Here is a 16,980-nt window from a genome sequence, read left to right on the forward strand (position 1 = left end):
GCTTTCCCGGGAGAAGCGCGTGGGCGCTTTCCCTGAGAATTACCAAGACAAAGGGATAGCGCGTTTCATCGTTTCCGTTAAACGATAAAACGCTCCGGCAATCGAAAGGCGCGATCGGTTGCCTTGTGAGTGGCGACAAAAAGCCCGCCACTTGCGCGGCGGGCTTTCCGACTGGCCGGAGGCTTCTCGTCAGCGCATGTCCCTCGGGAAGTCTGGGCCATGCGGTAGGAGAGTGCCGTAAAGCCTCACGGCTGGCTCGACACTCCCGGCGAAACCTGTCTCAGCGACGCGAGATCATAAGGCATAGCTGCCGCAGATCGCTGTCGTAGGTGCCCTCGCTGGCGAGCACATCGACGCAGCGCTTCTTCATACGTGTCAGCTGGCTGTTCGACATGCTGGCGACGACACCGGGTGTCCCAGGGGTGCCTGGTGTTCCAGGAGTTCCTGGAGTGCCGGGGGTACCGGGCGTACCGGGCGTGCCCGGCGTTCCGCCAATGCCGACGCCGACACCGACGTTGATGCCGCTGCCGACGTTGACGCCGACACCGGCCTTGATACCTCCGCTGCCGCCGACCGTGGCCCCAACACCGGCCTTGATGCCACCGGCTCCGCCGACCGTCGCGCCAGCGCCGGCCTTGCTGCCGCTGCTACCGCCGACTGAGGCGCCGAGGCCCGCAGTAACGCCGCTATTGCCGCCGACCGTTGCGCCAGCACCCGCCTTGATACCGCCGCTGCCGCCAACCGAGGCGCCGGCACCGGCCTTGACCCCGCCGCTGCCGCCGATCGAAGCGCCAACACCGGCATTGATGCCGCCAGCACCGCCGATAGATGCGCCGACACCGACGCCAATTCCGCCGCCTGCATTCGCGGGAGCGGCAAAAATGACGATAATTGCACCCGCCGCCAGTGTTCTAGCGATTTTTTGAGTGATATTAACCATGACACTCTCCTTGTTGCCGTTCTGCTTTGTGCATTGCAACATGCCAGCAAACCAAAGCAGACATATGCTTATGCACTCACAGCTACGCACGAGTCTTCCTTATAGTTTCTTTATTTTTTCCAAGAATAAGGATTGTAGTTCTCAAGGCGTGCACTGGTCTGCTAAAAAAAAATATGTTTTTGCTTCAACATTTAAACTTTGTTTAATTCTCTAAACAGAAATTCCACCGGAGTTGGAGCGGGTTGTGGCTGCGGCGGCCTGGAGCCGAAGGCCCACAAAAGGCGGGCCACTGACAGCCCAGCCATCTGGCCCAGTCACCGGGCAGCGTTGTGCCGACAGGGTCCTCAAACCCGGCTTGGATCCAGAGCTGGTGCCGGGCATCGACGGCCGCGCAAATGCACCGGTTAACGCTCCCGTGCGTTTAAACGGGAAGCGCGGTCAGGAGATCAGGCGTAGGCGCGGCCTTCGTCGGTGCGTTGGAAAAACGCCAGGTCGAGCTGCACCGAAGGCCGGCCGAGAATGGTCAGGATGGTATGCGCCTGGCCGCGGTGATGGGTCTGGTGGTTGAAGACGTGTCCCAGCGCCGGCGCCAGCCGCTGCGAGACGGTGCGCATGTCGGAAACGGTCATGTAGGAGAAGCGGCCGGACAAAGCCTTTTCGGTCAAACCGCCGACCCAGTCGACGATCCGCCTGTCCTCGGCCTCACGCGCCAGCTTTAGACCAGGCAATGCGCGGTGCAGGATGGCGTCGAGCTTTGCCGGCGCGTCGCCCTCGCCGGTGAAGCGTTTCATCCAGATGCGGTCGGTGGCCAGCAGATGGTTGAGCGTGCCCATCATCGAGCCGAAAAATGCGCCGACATCGCGATTGAACTCTTCTTCGTCAAGTGCGGCGACGGCATCGTAGATGCGGCCATTGGCCCATTGATTGTAGGCCGCGAACATCATGAAATGCTGTTTCATCTTTTTCCCGCCGACGAGTTCCGCTTCAGCCGCAGGCGCCTAATTAGACCGCGAGGACGCAGCCGCCAATGACCATTCTGTTCTATGAACTCGCCGGACACGACGCGACCCGTCCGTTCAGCCCGCCTTGCTGGAAGGAGGCGGCGGCCGCAGCTTAGGGAATAGGCAGTAGGCAATAGGGTCTGAGGGCTGTACTGCCTACTGCCTACTGCCTACTGCCTACTGCCTACTGCCTACTGCCTACTGCCTACTGCCTCTTCCCCACACAAGTCTCCTGATCGCCATGCCACCACCCCCCGATTTCACCGATGATTTTCGCGCCGGGCTGGTCACGTTGCTGCGCTGGCGCCGGGATGTGCGGCGCTTCGAGCGGACGGCTTTGCCCGAGGGTACGCTGGAGCGGCTGCTGGAGCTTGCCAGCATCGCGCCGTCCGTCGGTCTCAGCCAGCCGTGGCGCTTCGTGGTGGTCGAGAGCGCCGAGCGGCGGGGCGCGGTGAGAGACTGTTTCGAGCGGTGCAATGCCGAAGCTCTTGAATGCTTTTCAGGCGAGCGCGCCGCTCTCTATGCCCGGCTGAAGCTCGCCGGTCTCAATGAAGCGCCCTGCCAGTTCGCGGTTTTCGCCGACCGCACGACGCAACAGGGCCATGGGCTCGGCCGCATGACGATGCCGGCAACCATCGACTATTCGGCCGTCATGGCGGTGCACACGCTGTGGCTGGCGGCGCGGGCGGAAGGCATCGGCATGGGCTGGGTGTCGATCCTCGACGCCGCCGAGATGGCCGCAATCCTGGACACCCCGCCTGAGTGGACGCTGATCGGCTATTTCTGCCTCGGCTATGCCAGCGAGGAGCATGATCTGCCGACACTGGAACGCGAAGGCTGGGAGCGGCGGCGGCAGCCGGTGGTGATCAGGCGGTAAAGCTGCCCATCACTTCGTCTCTTCCTTGGCGATGAGCTTGACGCAGATCGGGTCGCCCTTCGGCATCGGAGTGCACTGCCATCCAGGCCCGAAACCGAAATTCGTATCTGTGCGGCGACCCGAAAAGAGCAGCAGAACAAGGCCCACGGCAGCCAAGATGCCGATAATCCAAAGGCTCCCTTTTATGTCGCCCGGTCTGAGGTGGAGGTGGGGCCAGCGCGTCCCGTCAAACATGGTCCGATGTCTTTCCGTTCCGCTGATTTCCGTTCGAAACCGTGCGTGCCTGCGCAATCACCATTTTCCCGCAAGCCTTGCCTTTGACCAGAGCGTTGCGAACAGCCATGCTGGCGGTCGCGGCCGAATAACGCTGCCGGGGCGCGTCCCCTTGGCAATGGGCCGGGCGGCTTGTATAGAGCCCGCCACTCCACATTCCGATCTCAGACTTTCCATCTCAAGACAAGGACGACCCCATGGCGCTCGAACGCACCTTTTCCATGATCAAGCCGGACGCGACCCGGCGCAATCTTACCGGCGCCATCACCAGGATGCTGGAAGAGGCCGGCCTGCGCGTCGTCGCCTCACGTCGCGTGTGGATGAGCCGCCGCGAGGCCGAAGGCTTTTACGCCGTCCACAAGGATCGTCCGTTCTTCGGCGAACTGGTGGAATTCATGTCGTCGGCGCCGACCATCGTGCAAGTTCTGGAAGGCGAAAACGCCATTGCCAGGAACCGCGAAGTTATGGGCGCGACCAACCCCGCCAACGCCGCCGAAGGCACCATCCGCAAGGTGCACGCGCTGTCGATCGGCGAGAATTCCGTGCACGGCTCCGACGCGCCGGAAACCGCCGCGCAGGAGATCAAGTACTGGTTCTCCGACACCGAGATCGTCGGCTGAGCCGACGCGAACCAATGTATGCAAGAGGCCGGCACTTCGCCGGCCTTTTTCTTTGGTCAGGTCCCGGCTTCGGCTTCATGCCGCTTTCAACGGATGAGCGGCGTGTCCCAGAGGTCGCCGAGCAGCGTTTTCAGCTCCGTGAAACGCTTCTCGCCCAGTTCCTCGGCCCATTCCCGTTCGACGTCGAGCAGGATGTCGGCCATCTTCTGGTATGCGGCGCGCCCGCGGTCGGTGAAGTGGACGACGGTCCCGCCGCTCTCATCGGGTGCCGCCGAGCGAGTAATATAACCCATCGCTTCCAGCGTCTTCAGCAGTTGATTCATGGCCTGCTTGCTCATCCCGGCGCGCTCGGCGAGCGCGCTCGGCCGAAGGCCATCCGGGCCGGGATATTGGATCACCGCCATATGCGGCGGGCTGAGGTCCTCGAAACCCGACGCCCTGAGATCCCTGATCAGCTTGCGGTGAATGGCCATGGCCGGAACGCGCAGCAGTGCACCGATCAGCGGTGGCTTCTTTGGCGGTGCTTCCGCGGATAATGGCATTGACACTCTGGTAAATTGAGTTTACTCATTTCGGTAAATTCAATTTACCACGTGGGAGGATGAAATGCTAGACAGAGCTAGCCAGATCAGCGTCAATCCGGCCGACGAGACAATCAGCCATGGCGGCCTTGCCGTGCGCTTCCTGCTTACCGGCGACCAGTCGAACGGCAGCATCGCCGCCTTCGAACTGACGGTCGCCGGCTCGCAGCGCCTGCCCGCCCCGGCGCACAGCCACGATCACTATGAAGAGACGATGTACGGGATCGAAGGCGTGCTGATGCTGACCGTCGACGGACACCGGCACGATATCGGGCCGGGCCAGGCGCTGTGCATTCCGCGCGGCGCGGTCCATCGCTTCGACAACGACATTGCCGCGACCGCCAAGGTGCTGTGCGTGGTGACACCGGCGGCGATCGGCCCGGAATATTTTCGCGAGGCCTTCGCCATCTTCAGCACTGGCGGCCCGCCAGACCGCACCAGGCTGATGGACCTGATGCGCCGGTTCGGCCTGACGCCGGCGCCGCCGCCGCCGCAGTCTTGATTCTTAGCTCGCTGCGTTGAAGCGCAAGATATCGTGGCCGTCCTTGTCGGCGATGATCAGCTTGCCGCCATCGACACGGTATGACGCCGCCTTGGCGAGCGCCTCGAACAGCGCCTTTTCCTCGGCCATGATCTCCGGCGCGCAGGCCTTGTAGGTCGAGCCGATGTCGCTGATGACGATGGTCTCGCCATCGACCTTGGCGGTGGCGAAATAGGCGTTGCACGGGCCGCTGCCGCCCGCCTTGCCGGCTTCGCTGACCCGGAACGTCGCCTGCGGCTCCGAAATCACGCCGATACCGTCGATATATTCGACTAGCCAGCTCTGGCCGAACAGCGAGGCCGAGGTCGGCTTGTCGCTCGGCGCCACCATTTTCAGCACAATGGCCTGCGGCGCCTCGCTGAGCGGATCGACCTGATAGCGCGAGTCCGTGACGAACAGCAGCTTGTCGTCGGCGGTGATGCGCGCCTGCAGCGCATAGGTCATGTTGGGCCGGATCACCGTTGGATCGAAGCTGATCTCGAACTTGATCGGCACCTGGCCGGCCGGCGCTACCTTGCGCTCGCCGACAATGGCGGCCGGCGCATCGGCCAGCGATACATCGGCAAGTTGAACCGACAGCACGGCGTTGGGCGGCAGCGCGATGCGCTCGCGATACATCACCTCGCCCTTCAGGGTTTTCTCGGCGGCGACGGAAGGCTCGGGAACGGCCAGAACGCCGATAACCAGCGGCACAAAACCGAAGACGAAGAATTCGGCGATCCTGTCCAGCATGCCCTTGCTCCCTTTTTGCCGATGCGATTTGGCCAAGGGAATGCGGTCAATACATGGCTGCGCCGAGATTTATTCGGGCCGCGCCTTCCAGCGCGCCACAGCCTGGTCGTCGGCGTCCTTGGCCTCGACCCAGCCGCCATCGGTGCCGTCCACGCGGTGCTCCTTCTTCCAGAAGGGTGCACGCGATTTCAGGAAATCCATCAGGAAATTGGCCGCCTCGAACGCCGCCTGCCGGTGCGAGGACGCCGCCACCACCAGCACGATGTTTTCGCCCGGTGCGATCTTGCCGTGGCGATGGATGACGGTCAGCCCTTGCAGCGGCCAGCGCTGAAGTGCCTCGCGGGCGATGCGGGTGATTTCGGCCTCGGCCATGCCTGGATAGTGCTCGAGTTCCAGGGCCGACAGCTGGCCCTGCTCGTCGCGGCAAAGTCCTGAGAAGGACACCACGGCGCCGATGTCGGCGCGACCCCCGGTCAGTTTCGCGGTCTCGGCGGCAACGTCGAAATCGTCGCGCTGGATGCGCACCGTCGGCGCGCCGGACATGGTGTCAGCCCCCGGTCATCGGCGGAAACAGCGCGATCTCGCGCGCGCCGGCTATCTTTTCGCGATGCTCGACATGTTCCTGATTGATGGCGACGCGGATTACATCAGGATATTGCAGCGCGTGCCCATATTCCTCGCCGCGCGATTTCAGCCAGCGCAGGAGGTCGGCCACCGTCTCGATACCGGCGGGCAGTTCGACATCCTCTTCCGGCTTGCCGATCCGTTCGCGCACCCAGGCGAAATAAATGAGCCTGGTCGACATCTCACTCGTCCATGATGTGCTTGAGGCCGGCGCGGAAATAGTCGTAGCCGGTGTAGAGCGTGACGAGGGCTGCGATCCACAGCAGCACCAGTCCGGTCTGCGTGGTCAGCGGCAAGATCTTGTCGCCGGCAGGCCCGGCCAGCAGGAAGGCGATGGCGACCATCTGGATGGCGGTCTTCCATTTGGCCAACTGCGTCACCGGCACCGAGACTTTCAATGCCGCCAGATATTCGCGCAGGCCCGAGACCAGGATTTCGCGGCACAGGATGATGATTGCCGCCCACAGCGACCAGCCTGCGATGCCGGCATGGCGGTCGGTATCGGCGGCGAGCAGCAGCAGGCAGGTGGCGACCAGCAGTTTATCGGCGATCGGGTCCAGCATCTTGCCGATGTTGGACGTCTGCTGCCAGGCGCGCGCCAGATAGCCGTCGAGATAGTCGGTGATCGAAGCCAGCAGGAAGATGATCAACGCCGACCAGCGGGCGAAGTCGCTCGATTTCAGATGCCCCTCGAGAAAAAAGCACAGCACCACCAGCGGCACCGCGACGATGCGGGCATAGGTAAGCATGTTAGGCAGGTTGAACGCGCGCTTGGCCATATCTCAGGGACTCTTTCTGCCTGCGTACTCAAATCAGAACCGGATGTAGGGGGTCAACAGGCGAGATTCGATTGGCCAGACGAAAATAGCGCGCGATTGCCGGGATTCGAGTGGCCTGCGAGAAAAGAACGGCTGCTGCCATTTGATCGGGACAGCGGCGTCACCGGCGCTCAGCTCTCATGGAAATGATTGTAGACGAGCTTGGCGACCTGCTCTGAAATACCGTCGACCTTGACCAGATCCTCGACTGCCGCGCGGCTGACCGCCTTGGCAGTGCCGAAGGCCAGCAGCAGCGCGCGCTTGCGGCCGGGACCGATGCCGGCGATCTCGTCGAGCGGGCTCTTGACCAATTCCTTCTTCCGCCGCGCGCGGTGCGAACCGATGGCGAAGCGATGCACCTCGTCGCGCAGCCGCTGGACGAAATAGAGCACGGGATCCCTCACGGGGAGCGAAAACGAGTCCCTGCCTCTGACGAAAAAACGCTCGCGGCCGGCATCGCGGTCCTGGCCCTTGGCGATGCCGATGGCCGCCACGCGATCCTCGATGCCGAGGTCGGCGAGGATCTTGCGCACCGCGCTCATCTGGCCCTGGCCGCCATCGATCAGGATGACGTCCGGCCAGGCCGGGAAGCTGCCGGAGATGTCTTCCTCGATGTCGTCGCCTGCTCCACCGGCTGCCGCGTCGTCGGGAACGACATCGCCATGTTCCTTCAGCAGCCGCGAAAAGCGCCGTTCCATCACCTCGCGCATCATGCCGAAATCGTCACCGGGCGTGATCTCGGTCGAGCGGATGTTGAATTTGCGGTACTGGTTCTTCACAAACCCTTCCGGCCCCGCAACGACCATGGCGCCAACGGCGTTGGTGCCCATAATGTGCGAATTGTCGTAGACCTCGATGCGCACCGGCGGCTTCGGCAGGCCGAAGGTCTCGGCAAAGCCGGCGAGCAGCCGGCCTTGCGTGGAGGTTTCGGCCAGGCGGCGGCCGAGCGCCTCGCGGGCATTCTGCAGCGCGTTGTCGGTCAAATCCTTCTTCTCGCCGCGCTGCGGCACCGAGATCGACACTTTACGGCCGGCGCGGGTGGACAGCGCTTCGGCCAACAGTTCCTGATCCTGGACGCCTCGCGACAGAAGGATGTTCCGTGGCGTCGGCTTGTCGTCATAGAACTGCGCCAGGAACGAGCCCAGCACTTCCGCCCCCTCCAGTGCCGGATCGGCCTTGGGGAAATAGGCGCGGTTGCCCCAGTTCTGGCCGGTGCGGAAGAAAAACACCTGGATACAGACCTGGCCGCCCTCCTGATGGATGGCAAAGACATCGGCCTCGTCGACCGTGGCCGGGTTGATGCCCTGATGGCTCTGCACATGGGACAGTGCAGCCAACCGGTCGCGATAAATGGCGGCGCGTTCGAAATCGAGCTCCTGCGAGGCCTGCTGCATGGCGGCAGAGATTTCGGTCTTCACCTTCTGGCTGCGGCCCGACAGAAAATCCTTCGCCTCGCTGACCAGCTCGGCATAGTCGCTATGCGAGATCTCCCCGGTACATGGACCGGCACAGCGCTTGATCTGGTAGAGCAGGCACGGCCGGGTGCGGTTTTCGTAAAAGGAGTTGGTGCAGCTCCTGAGCAGGAAGGCGCGCTGCAGCGAATTGATGGTGCGCCCGACCGCGCCGGCCGACGCAAAAGGTCCGAAATAGTCGCCCTTGCGCGAGCGCGCACCGCGATGCTTGTAGATGCCGGGCGAGACGTGATCGCCGGTCAACAGGATGTAAGGGAACGACTTGTCGTCCCGCATCAGCACATTGAAACGCGGCCGCAAACGCTTGATGAGATTGGCCTCGAGCAGCAGCGCTTCGATTTCGGTGCGGGTGACGACGAACTCCATCGTCGATGTCTCGCGCACCATGCGGCCGATGCGGGCGGTGTGGAACCGGCCTTGCGCGTAGTTGGTCACCCGCTTCTTCAGGCTGCGCGCCTTGCCGACATAAAGCACGTCGCCGGCAGCGTTCATCATGCGGTAGACGCCGGGCGCATTGGGCAGCCGCTTGACCAGTGTCTGGATGACCTCCGCGCCGACCATGCCGTCGGCGTCGCTGGCATGCGGCTGCCAGTCTATCGCTGTGAAGGCGACATCGGGCCCGGTGGCCTCGGGCTCGACGATCTCCTCGACCGCTTCATCCTCAAGCTCGATGTCGGGCGGCATATCGTCGGCGGCGCCGGCGCGCGTCTTGTGTTTCTGGTCTGCGGGACTCATTCCACCATGCCTGTCACATCCGGCGTCTGCCATGCAAGATGCTGGCCGCCGTCGAGCGCGATCATCTGGCCGGTCACCGAGCGCGCCTCCCAGAGATAGCGGATGGTGGCGCCGAATTCGGCCAATTGCGGGCCGCGCTTCAGAATCAGGCCATCGACCTGCTTCTGGAAATCATCATCGTCCTGGCGGGCATTCTTCAGCGCCGGACCGGGACCGATGGCGTTGACGCGGATGCGCGGACCGAGCGCCTGTGCCAGCATTTCGGTCTGCGTCCACAAGGCCGACTTCGACAGCGCATAGGAGAAATAGCGCGGCGTCGGCCGCCAGACGCGCTGGTCGATGATGTTGACGATCAGCCCCTCCTGCCCTTGCGGCAAGGCGCGGGCGAAGTTTTGCGCCAACAGCGCCGGCGTCTTCACATGGATGGCGAAGTGAAGGTCCCATGCCGCCCAGTCGAAGTCCTCGACGCTATCGTCGACGAACAGCGACGCATTGTTGACAAGAAGCGTGACCGGGCCGAGCGCTGCCGCGGCGCGGCCGACGAGATCGCCAACCGCATCCATGTCGGTCAGATCGGCGGCTACCACGCCGGCGCGGCCGCCTCCGTCCCTGATGCTCGCAGCCAGCGCGTCGGCCTCGGCGGTCGAGCGGTTGGCGTGGATGGCGACGGCAAAACCGTGCGCGGCCAGATCCTCGACGATCGCCTTGCCGATCCGCTTCGCCCCGCCCGTCACCAGCGCCGTTCCGGCGGCTTCGATCATCTGTCAATCCTCAATCTGCGCCTCAATTCGGCTAGCGGCACATTGTGACGCGTCCAGGGGTTAAATGCCGTTTCCACCTGGGGCAGGAATGTGGCGAAACGGCTTTTTCGCCGCCGGCACCGCCCCGGATTCGGGTCGGCAGGACCGCAATATAGGACGCTGAACCCGTTGCACCAAGCCGAGTGCAGTGCAGCATCGCCTGCGTACTGACATTTCGCTGTTGCGAAGATGCAACGTCAAGCTTCGGCCTCATTCGTGCCGGGGAATGACCCATTTTCAGGTTCGCTGCCGCCGCATTTTGACACGACATTCGGAACCGTTGAGTGCCAGATCCGTTTCACCCCCCGGACGGGTTGATGGCGCTCAGGACAAACAAGCCTACGTGTCTTGTGGCTTAAGGAGTAAACAACAATGCAAACCAATCTCAAATTCGCGCCGCTCGCGGTTGCGCTCGGGCTCTTCGCCCTCAGCGGTACCGCTTTTGCTGCCGATGTCGTCTCGGAAGAGCCCCCGGCGCCAGCCCCGATCGCCGAGCTCCCCGTCGCTTCCTGGGCCGGCCCGTATGCCGGTCTCAGCGCCGGCTACGGCTTCAGCGGTCATGCCAAAGTCCACGACGGCGGCCCCGACATCAAGACCAAGGGCTTTGTCGGCGGCGTTTTCGGCGGCTACCAGTGGCAGCAGGAAAACTTCGTGTACGGTGCTGAAGCCGATCTCGGCTACAATGGCGTCAAGGGTGACAGCGGCGGCGTCAATTCCAAGGGCGGCTTCGAAGGCTCGCTGCGCGCCCGTCTGGGTTACGCCGTGACCCCGGAAATCCTGCTCTACGGCACCGGCGGCGGCGCCCTGAAGAACCAGAAGGTCTCGGTCCCCGGCGACAGCGACAGCAACACCATGCTCGGCTGGACGGCCGGCGTCGGCACCGACATCAAGATCACCGACAATGTGTTCGGCCGTGTCGAGTACCGCTACACCGACTTCGGTTCCAAGAGCTTCGACAGTGTCGGCACCAAGGTCAAAGAGAGCGACAACCGCGTCACCTTCGGCGTCGGTATGAAGTTCTAACTGTCGTTCAAGCCACGACACAAGAAAGCCGGGCCTCGCGCCCGGCTTTTTTTGTTTCGCCCGTCAGGCCGGCACAGCCACCTTCAGCCCCGGAAACTTCTCATCGAAACGCGCTGCCCAGCGGGTCAGGCGGCCGCGGCCCTTTTCCCATTTGCCGGCGAAGCGCAGAGAGAGGTAGCCGAGGCAGGCACGCAACGCCAGCTGGCCAAGCGTGATCTTCTTCGGCAGCTTCGGCGGATTGGCGTTGAGGAAATCGAGTGCGGCGGTGATCTTGGTCCACTGGCGATCGAGCCAGGGTTGATAGACCATCTCCTCCGGACGCGTGCGCCGCTCATAGACCATCGACAGCGCGCAGTCGCATATGCCGTCGGCCAGCGCCTCCAGCACTTCGGCCTTGAGGCGCTTGTCGGCATTGCGCGGCAACAACAGGCTCTTGGAAGCGCGGTTGAGATGCTGAGTGATCGCGCGGCTGTCGTGGATCGAGCGGCCGTCGTCGAGCACCAGCACCGGAATCTTGCCGAGGGGATTGGCTGACATCAGTTCAGCAGGCTTGTCCTCGGTCTTGACCGGCACCAGCTCGACGGCAATGCCGGCATGGAGTGCTGCCATGCGCACCTTGGAACTGTAGGGGGATGAGGACGCGTAGAGCAGCTTCGGCATGATCGGTTCCCTGTTTTCGGACGGCCAGTGCATGTCGCTCAACAATGCGGCTCCGGTCTTGAGAACGACGCGCGTAAAACAAAGGTCTAGAGCGCGTCGCCTGAACCCCATCGGATGCGACCGCCTTAGTGTTGGCCGATCTTCCCTGAGGGAGCAACTGCCAGAAGGGCAAAACCAGGCGGCCAATCCGCCGACAATGAAATCGCCAATGCATGTCTCACAGAAGTGGCGTCAATTTCGAGAGAACGACATGCATCAAAACAAGACCTAAATCACAACAAAAAAGCTCCCGGGAATCTGCCAGTCGGCAAAGTTCCCGGGAGCTTTGAGATGGTCCGCTGTTACTTCTTCTTGGCGGCTGGCTTTTTGGCCGGTGCAGCCTTCTTCACAGCTGCCGTCGACTTGGCGGCGGCGGCCTTCATCGGAGCCTTGGCGGCGGGTTTTGCCGCTGCCTTGGCTGCCGGCTTCTTGGCGGCGGGCTTGGCTGCTGCCTTCGCAGCAGGCTTCGCCACAGCCTTGGCGGCCGGCTTCTTGGCGGCGGGTTTCGCTGCTGCCTTGGCGGCGGGTTTTGCTACTGCCTTAGCTGCCGGCTTTGCCGCTGCCTTGGCGGCCGGCTTTGCCGCTGCCTTCGGTGCTGCCTTCTTTACTGCTGCAGGTTTCGCGGCAGCTTTCGGTGCCGCTTTCTTTGCCGGCGCTTTCGCCGCCGGCGCCTTCGTCGTGGTCTTTGCCATGCGATGCCCCTTGCGTTTGTGCCGATGGCCGTGAGTGACCCGGCGAGCTAATGCATATCTGACTCGTGCGTATCTAGCCAGCGAAGCATTACATAGAATTTCGCAGATTAAGTTTCGGTTACGCTGAGAGCATTATCGGAATGATCGGCACAGAAATCGGCAAGAAATCTTCCCGCTTCGCAGCGAACTGTTGCGAGAGAAATCTCTGATATCGCGACTCACACGTTCTTCTCGTCAAGCTCACATTCTCTTGCAACGCCGTCGATCTCACGCGGTCATCGGCGACCTATCGGATGGCAACCATCATCGCACCGCAGAGGCTGATCTTGCTTCATCCCAGCGGTCGCGGGAACAGCACTAAATTACACGCGAGCTTTTTACTCGTATATTGCGAGTGGGTGGACGGAAGCCAGGAAAGACAGCACTTGAAGGGACAGCCTGTTGTGTCGGACGTCTCCCCGACGAGAAGGGAGATCGCCAGCTTCGGCGCAAGAGATGCCAAACGGAAATGGGAAACGAAAGATCGGGGAATCCTCCTCCCGGGAAGCCGCGATCCCTTGGAAGCCAAGGGGTGCAGGCCCCTAAGCGCCAACCCGCTCGCGCACCTGCAGCCAGCGCAAGGCTCGGCGTGGTGGAGGTGGACGGCAAACGCATCCCACGGCGGCGCAATGCCGATCTGCATCAGGATCCGCCCGATCTCGCCGCGGTGATAGCCGCCATGCGTGACGACATGGGTCAGCATTTCCTTGCGTGACATCATCGCCCTGTCGCCGTCGGTGAAGGTGAAAGGCACAGGCTCTGACATGAGCTTTGGCGAGACGGCTTCGATATAGTCGAGATACCAACGATCCATCGCAGCGACATCAGCGCTCAATTCATCGAGTGCCGGTGTGTCCTCGGTGTTGTCGGACGCATAGCCATGACGCGTGCCGGAAAGATGCGCGGCGAATATCTTCGATACGACAAGGTTGTGGTTGATGAGACGGTTCGCCGTGTGGCGCTGATCGACATGCTCCTGCTGGTCGAGGCCCGCAAGCTTCTGCAGCAATTCACCATTCGCCCAGGCTTGATAAACGAAGAGGCTGCGGAGCAAATCCAGCGCGTCCATGGTCTGTATCCTTTCCAAAAAATGTGAGTATGTTATCTATATTCTTGGCTGCTGGAGCAGACATGTCTACTCGCATTGCAAAGCCGCGCTCACGCATGCGCAAGCAGCCGCGCCAGGCGCGTTCGAGAGCGACGGTCGAGGCGCTCATCGAAGCCGGTGCTCATGTTCTGAGCGCGCTCGGCTGGGCCGGCTTCACCACCAACAAGGTGGCCGATGCGGCCGGCGTCAGCATCGGCTCGCTCTATCAATATTTTCCCGACAAGCTGTCGCTGGTCGAAGCAATTCGCCGGCGACATTTCGATCAGGTGCTGTCGGTGATCGCCGAATCAGCAGAAGGCGACAAGCCGCTCAAGCGATTCGCGCAGGAGCTGGTGCGCGGCATGATCGATGCGCACAGCATCCATCCGACGCTGCATCAGGTGCTGCTCGACGAGGCGCCGGGCGATCGCGGCTCACGCGCCGCCCATGCCTCGTTCCAGTCGCGCTATCTTGATCACTACACGGCGGCGGTGGCGCAATATCGCAGGCGCAGAAAGGACAATGAGACCGTGGCCCGGGTGCTGTCCTCAGCGGTCGAGGGCGTCATCCACAATGCCGCGCGGCGAGACATGCTCGACTTGCCGGAGCTGCAGAAGCAGTTGGTCGAGCTGATCTGCGCTTACGTGTCTGGTGGGAAGGCGGTGTGAGGCAGCGGCAGCAGTTCGGAGATTGGCGAAACCGGTGCGACATCAGATCTCCCCCTTGCGGGGAGATAGCAGGTTCAACGGCGGTTCTTATCCGACCTTAGCGCAGGACGCGGCAGCGGCCGTTGTAGACCATCCAGCGGTCGAAGCCCGAGACGCAGAATTCGACATTGTCGCCGATCGAGGCAAAACCCTGGCCTTCCTCGATCAAGTACCAGATGGTGCGGGCGCGGCCATCGGAAAGGCTGACGGTGGCGCCGCAATAGCGGCGGCCGATCGGCCATTCTTCGCTGGCCGGGAGATAGCGATGCTGGTGGATGCGTTGGAAATCGGTGATCGAAACATCCGGCAGATGCGGCACGTGATGCACCTGGTAGGAGAAGCGGCTGGAGATCTTGCTTAGCACCCAGGCCTCGCCGCAAACGCCGCTGTCCTCGTCGGAATAGACGGAAAGATCGGCGGCCTGCGCTGGCTGGCCGAGGGGTGCGGCCAGCGGCGTGCAAAGCGAAATCAGGGCAGCAAGAGCGGATTTGGCAAAGCGAGTCATGGCAGCCTCTCAAAGGTCGACTGCGCCCACTTTGCGGATTCGGCGGCGCGCGGTCAAGCGGTCGCGCTGCCGATGGTTTCCCGCTCCGCAACCGGTTTTTCCGGTGCGAAGCTGCGAAACCACGTCCTGACGTTTGAAAAAGCTCGCCTTGCCCATTAGGAAAAGCGGCCTGCCCATGGCCGGCGGGCCGCCGAAACCCGGTTCAGCCTTGCTTGGCGTCGCCCTGCGGTATGGCGGCCGGGTCCATCCACATCGCTTCCCAGACGTGGCCGTCAGGATCGGCCAGGCTGCGATTGTACATGAAGCCATAATCCTGCTGGGCGTTGATGTCGGCGGCGCCGCCATTTTTAGCCGCCGCCTCATTCATCGCATCGACCGCCGCGCGGCTGTCGCAGGACACGGCAAGCATGACCTCGCTCGAGGTGGCCGGTGGGATGGGGCGATCGGTGAACTGACGCCATTTGGCATGGGTGAGCAGCATGACGTTGATCGTTTCGCTCAGCACCATGCAGGCTGCGGTGTCGTCGGTGAAGTGCGGGTTGTTGTCGAAACCGAGAGCTTTGTAGAAGGCCATCGACGCAGCGAGGTCGGCGACGGGCAGGTTGACGAAGATCATACGGGGCATAGGGTCTCCTTGACAGTACACAGTTGAAACCGGACCGGCGTTGCGCCGGACCATCCTTCGATGCCTTCTCTCAAGGCACCGGTTTTGCTTTGCCGCGCAGCCTCTCGGTCTACACCTTCTGCATCGCTTCGACCTCTTCGATGAAGCCGAGCAAAACTGCATCTCGGCCACCGTGTATTTCTCCAGCAATGCGGCACCTGCCTCGAAGATCGGATGGTAGCAGCGCCGGACGAGTTCCTCGGTCTTCTTGCCCGCCGCGACCATGACCTTGCGCCTGTCACCGGGATCCGGCTGGCGGCTGACGAAGCCGCGCTTTTCCAGCCGGTCAATCAACGTCGTAGCCGCCGCCGGCGTGAGATTTGTCTCCCTCGCTACGACGTTTGCCGGCCGCGGGCCGTGACTGATCGCGCCGAGACAGCGGCGCTCGGCAGCGCTCAGCACATAGATTTCGGCAACGGTCCCATCGAACGTTTCAATGGCATCCTGCCAGCGCGACATCGCGAAGCCTATCGCGTTGACCAGTTCCTTTTTTGTCGATCTTGGCTTCGATTCGAAATCTAATAATTAGATATCTATCTATCTGATTCTGGGATTAGCGTCAACGCCAAGCCGATTAGATGTGCATCTCCATGGTTTCGGTTCGTTCAACACAACTGAGCATTCGCGGATGGCGCCACCGTCAAAACTTCTAGCGACTTTGTGTCTTTGCCGCGGGCGTCGCCCGCTGCGAAGCGTCGCTACTCCCCGGCCAGCCATTCCAGCGACCAGTGCGCCGGCTTTTCGACCGCCAGCAATCTGTGCAGGACCGGCAGCACGATGCGCAGTTCGCGCTCCAGCGTGAAGGGCGGGTTGACCACCACCATGCCGCTGCCGTCGAGGCTTGGTTCACGCGATGCCGGCCGGATCTCGAACTCGATGTCGAGCAGTTTTGGAACGCCGGATTGCTTGAGCGCCTTGCGGAAGGCGATGATCGCTTTGCGGTCCTTGATCGGATACCACAGCGCGTAGATGCCACCCGGCCAGCGCCTGTGCGCTTTCTGCATGCCATCGACCAGGCGGTCGAATTCGCCGGCTTCTTCGAACGGCGGATCGATCAGCACCAGGCCGCGCTTTTCCTTTGGCGGCAGATGCGCGCCAAGCGCCAGCCAGCCGTCGAGTTCGATCACCCTTGTCTGGAAATCGCCGGCAAACAGCGTCTTCAGCCTGGCAGCATCTGCCTCGTGCAGTTCGATCGCCGACAACCGGTCCTGCTTTCGCATGAGGTGCCTGGCGATCAATGGCGAGCCCGGATATTTCTTCACCCCGCCATCGGGATTGAGCGAACGCACCGCTTCAAGATAGGGGGCAAGCAGCGCAGCCGCCGATTTTTCGATCGGGGCGTGGATGAGGTGGCCGATGCCGCCTTGCCATTCGCCGGTCTTTTGCGCTTCCGCCGACGAAAGATCGTAGCGGCCAATGCCGGCATGAGTGTCGACGACACGGAACGCCTTGTCCTTTTGCTTCAGATAGTCGAGCAGAAGGCTGAGCACGACATGCTTGACGACGTCGGCGAAATTGCCGGCGTGATAGGCGTGACGGTAGTTCATGCT

At 62.3% G+C, this 16,980-nt stretch carries 20 protein-coding genes and 1 pseudogene; 5 read left to right on the top strand and 16 right to left on the bottom strand.

Annotation, left to right across the window (positions count from 1 at the left end; all coding sequences use genetic code 11):
- Window positions 1-280: 280 nt before the first annotated feature.
- Window positions 281-940 carry a hypothetical protein gene (locus tag NKI32_RS14605; protein ID WP_353002889.1) on the bottom strand — a complete coding sequence of 220 codons (660 nt, stop codon included), beginning with the start codon at window positions 938-940 and terminating at the stop codon, window positions 281-283.
- Between the two features lie 446 nt (window positions 941-1,386).
- A complete protein-coding gene (locus NKI32_RS14610) occupies window positions 1,387-1,899 on the bottom strand; it encodes a DinB family protein (RefSeq protein ID WP_023673440.1) in 513 nt (170 codons plus the stop codon).
- A 283-nt stretch (window positions 1,900-2,182) separates the two neighbouring features.
- Here NKI32_RS14610 and bluB point away from each other — a divergent pair, with 283 nt between their 5' ends.
- Together bluB and ndk are read left to right on the top strand one after the other, a co-directional pair.
- Window positions 2,183-2,818 (top strand): 5,6-dimethylbenzimidazole synthase, encoded by a 636-nt coding sequence (gene bluB / locus NKI32_RS14615; RefSeq protein WP_352462883.1) that lies wholly within the window; start codon window positions 2,183-2,185, stop codon window positions 2,816-2,818.
- Between the two features lie 470 nt (window positions 2,819-3,288).
- Window positions 3,289-3,711, top strand: a complete 423-nt coding sequence (gene ndk, locus NKI32_RS14620) for a nucleoside-diphosphate kinase (protein WP_023673443.1) — start codon at window positions 3,289-3,291, stop codon at window positions 3,709-3,711.
- An 86-nt stretch (window positions 3,712-3,797) separates the two neighbouring features.
- Here the strand turns inward: ndk and NKI32_RS14625 are convergent, their stop codons facing one another.
- Entirely contained in the window at window positions 3,798-4,253 is a 456-nt protein-coding gene (locus NKI32_RS14625) for a MarR family winged helix-turn-helix transcriptional regulator (protein WP_353002890.1), read from the bottom strand.
- A gap of 64 nt (window positions 4,254-4,317) precedes the next feature.
- On the opposite strand from NKI32_RS14625, the gene NKI32_RS14630 reads away from it, so the two are divergent.
- Window positions 4,318-4,794 carry a cupin domain-containing protein gene (locus NKI32_RS14630; RefSeq protein ID WP_023673445.1) on the top strand — a complete coding sequence of 159 codons (477 nt, stop codon included), beginning with the start codon at window positions 4,318-4,320 and terminating at the stop codon, window positions 4,792-4,794.
- A gap of 3 nt (window positions 4,795-4,797) precedes the next feature.
- Here NKI32_RS14630 and NKI32_RS14635 read toward each other — a convergent pair whose 3' ends face one another.
- The 6 genes from NKI32_RS14635 to NKI32_RS14660 all read right to left on the bottom strand — a co-directional run bounded on the left by NKI32_RS14635 (window position 4,798) and on the right by NKI32_RS14660 (window position 9,975).
- Window positions 4,798-5,565 carry a YbaY family lipoprotein gene (locus NKI32_RS14635; protein ID WP_023814922.1) on the bottom strand — a complete coding sequence of 256 codons (768 nt, stop codon included), beginning with the start codon at window positions 5,563-5,565 and terminating at the stop codon, window positions 4,798-4,800.
- 69 nt (window positions 5,566-5,634) lie between these two features.
- On the bottom strand, window positions 5,635-6,108 hold the full coding sequence (locus NKI32_RS14640; protein ID WP_353002891.1) for a molybdenum cofactor biosynthesis protein MoaE: 474 nt from the start codon (window positions 6,106-6,108) through the stop codon (window positions 5,635-5,637).
- A 4-nt stretch (window positions 6,109-6,112) separates the two neighbouring features.
- Window positions 6,113-6,370: a molybdopterin converting factor subunit 1 gene (gene moaD / locus NKI32_RS14645; protein WP_352889447.1), complete on the bottom strand. Its 258-nt coding sequence runs from the start codon at window positions 6,368-6,370 to the stop codon at window positions 6,113-6,115.
- Between the two features lies 1 nt (window position 6,371).
- Window positions 6,372-6,968 (bottom strand): CDP-diacylglycerol--glycerol-3-phosphate 3-phosphatidyltransferase, encoded by a 597-nt coding sequence (gene pgsA, locus NKI32_RS14650; RefSeq protein ID WP_023831127.1) that lies wholly within the window; start codon window positions 6,966-6,968, stop codon window positions 6,372-6,374.
- Between the two features lie 170 nt (window positions 6,969-7,138).
- Entirely contained in the window at window positions 7,139-9,214 is a 2,076-nt protein-coding gene (gene uvrC, locus NKI32_RS14655) for an excinuclease ABC subunit UvrC (protein WP_353002892.1), read from the bottom strand.
- Window positions 9,211-9,975 carry an SDR family oxidoreductase gene (locus NKI32_RS14660; RefSeq protein WP_023684725.1) on the bottom strand — a complete coding sequence of 255 codons (765 nt, stop codon included), beginning with the start codon at window positions 9,973-9,975 and terminating at the stop codon, window positions 9,211-9,213. Before NKI32_RS14660 ends, uvrC begins: the two co-directional genes overlap by 4 nt.
- A gap of 411 nt (window positions 9,976-10,386) precedes the next feature.
- Between NKI32_RS14660 and NKI32_RS14665 the strand changes: the two genes are divergently transcribed.
- Window positions 10,387-11,037 (top strand): outer membrane protein, encoded by a 651-nt coding sequence (locus NKI32_RS14665; RefSeq protein ID WP_023684724.1) that lies wholly within the window; start codon window positions 10,387-10,389, stop codon window positions 11,035-11,037.
- 63 nt (window positions 11,038-11,100) lie between these two features.
- Here the strand turns inward: NKI32_RS14665 and NKI32_RS14670 are convergent, their stop codons facing one another.
- The 3 genes from NKI32_RS14670 to NKI32_RS14680 all read right to left on the bottom strand — a co-directional run bounded on the left by NKI32_RS14670 (window position 11,101) and on the right by NKI32_RS14680 (window position 13,536).
- Window positions 11,101-11,697, bottom strand: coding sequence for a glutathione S-transferase family protein (locus NKI32_RS14670; protein ID WP_023705339.1), 597 nt, complete (start codon window positions 11,695-11,697; stop codon window positions 11,101-11,103).
- Between the two features lie 341 nt (window positions 11,698-12,038).
- Complete coding sequence (locus NKI32_RS14675; RefSeq protein ID WP_023673454.1) at window positions 12,039-12,428, bottom strand: hypothetical protein; 390 nt, start codon at window positions 12,426-12,428, stop codon at window positions 12,039-12,041.
- A gap of 331 nt (window positions 12,429-12,759) precedes the next feature.
- Window positions 12,760-13,536: a DinB family protein gene (locus NKI32_RS14680; protein ID WP_353002893.1), complete on the bottom strand. Its 777-nt coding sequence runs from the start codon at window positions 13,534-13,536 to the stop codon at window positions 12,760-12,762.
- Between the two features lie 62 nt (window positions 13,537-13,598).
- On the opposite strand from NKI32_RS14680, the gene NKI32_RS14685 reads away from it, so the two are divergent.
- The gene (locus NKI32_RS14685; RefSeq protein WP_353002894.1) at window positions 13,599-14,222 is read left to right on the top strand and encodes a TetR/AcrR family transcriptional regulator; all 624 of its coding nucleotides are present in this window, start codon (window positions 13,599-13,601) and stop codon (window positions 14,220-14,222) included.
- A gap of 97 nt (window positions 14,223-14,319) precedes the next feature.
- Here the strand turns inward: NKI32_RS14685 and NKI32_RS14690 are convergent, their stop codons facing one another.
- The 4 genes and pseudogenes from NKI32_RS14690 to NKI32_RS14705 form a co-directional block, all read right to left on the bottom strand.
- Window positions 14,320-14,766 carry a hypothetical protein gene (locus tag NKI32_RS14690; protein ID WP_023673457.1) on the bottom strand — a complete coding sequence of 149 codons (447 nt, stop codon included), beginning with the start codon at window positions 14,764-14,766 and terminating at the stop codon, window positions 14,320-14,322.
- Window positions 14,767-14,968: 202 nt separating this feature from the next.
- Window positions 14,969-15,391 carry a VOC family protein gene (locus NKI32_RS14695; RefSeq protein WP_023684718.1) on the bottom strand — a complete coding sequence of 141 codons (423 nt, stop codon included), beginning with the start codon at window positions 15,389-15,391 and terminating at the stop codon, window positions 14,969-14,971.
- 315 nt (window positions 15,392-15,706) lie between these two features.
- Window positions 15,707-15,889 (bottom strand): annotated as a pseudogene (locus tag NKI32_RS14700) (MarR family winged helix-turn-helix transcriptional regulator); the annotation flags it as partial.
- A gap of 239 nt (window positions 15,890-16,128) precedes the next feature.
- Entirely contained in the window at window positions 16,129-16,977 is an 849-nt protein-coding gene (locus tag NKI32_RS14705; RefSeq protein WP_353002895.1) for a 23S rRNA (adenine(2030)-N(6))-methyltransferase RlmJ, read from the bottom strand.
- Between the last annotated feature and the right edge of the window lie 3 nt (window positions 16,978-16,980).

The organism is Mesorhizobium sp. M0761 (assembly GCF_040320205.1).
GTDB lineage: Bacteria > Pseudomonadota > Alphaproteobacteria > Rhizobiales > Rhizobiaceae > Mesorhizobium.